Source organism: Erwinia sp. MYb416, from assembly GCF_037479575.1.
GTDB lineage: Bacteria > Pseudomonadota > Gammaproteobacteria > Enterobacterales > Enterobacteriaceae > Erwinia > Erwinia rhapontici.
In genome coordinates, this window is record NZ_JBBGYT010000338.1 from 1 (window position 1) to 784 (window position 784).

Here is a 784-nt window from a genome sequence, read left to right on the forward strand (position 1 = left end):
GGTCTGCTGTCTGCCATGGGCGAGGAGCGGACGTTGTGGCCTGTAATCATAAATGGTAAATAAAGTTAGAGCGTGAAAAAAGGAACGGAGCGCCTCAGCGCTCTCCTGTTACTCATTAACTAATTGAACTCTATTCCTGACTTGCCGAGTCAGACTTCATAAACCAGTCAGGTACGCAAATCTCCGCCTTCATGAACGTCACCGCCTTACCTTCAATGATGACTCTGTTTTCTTTTAACTCACACATCAGATGTCCACCTCGCAGGGACGCCTGCAATGCAGACACGTTTTTTTCCCCAGCCTTTCAGCCCAATAGGGCACCAGAGTTGCATGAATGGAACCGGTGACAGGGTCTTACGGAATTCCCGCGCCCGGAGCAAAATAACGTGAAACGAAATCGTACTGGCTTCCCGAACTCTGGCCTGTTATTACCACGCCAACCGGTCCGAGTCTGGCAAGCAGGTGCAAATCTGGCTGGTATGATCTGACCGCGTCTTCGCCGTTCAGAACCACAAAAATATTTTCGAAATTTCTGAACCAGTGCTGTACCTTACCGCTGAAAACAGGCTGGATTATCTCCGGAAGCCGTGTCATCTCTTCAGGGGGAATGCAGGGCAGATCGAGTAGGTAGCCGTCCTCTTTTACCTCAACATTCAGTTGCCCGATAACCATTTATCAAGCACCAAAACGGCCGCGGGATTTCCGCCAAAGACGCGGTCAGAAAAGGCGTCAACCTGGTACAACTTAAGAAACATGGAAAGTACTCTCTCGTTGTGTTTTATCC

At 49.5% G+C, this 784-nt stretch carries 1 protein-coding gene; it reads right to left on the bottom strand.

Translation table 11 applies throughout. The annotated features are described in order from the left end of the window. Positions 1-354 precede the first annotated feature (354 nt). Positions 355-672 carry a hypothetical protein gene (locus tag WH277_RS04030; protein WP_339458030.1) on the bottom strand — a complete coding sequence of 106 codons (318 nt, stop codon included), beginning with the start codon at positions 670-672 and terminating at the stop codon, positions 355-357. Between the last annotated feature and the right edge of the window lie 112 nt (positions 673-784).

Bases quoted from the DNA above. Each gene is read 5' to 3' on its own strand.
- WH277_RS04030 (WP_339458030.1), bottom strand. From the start codon at position 672: ATGGTTATCGGGCAACTGAATGTTGAGGTAAAAGAGGACGGCTACCTA.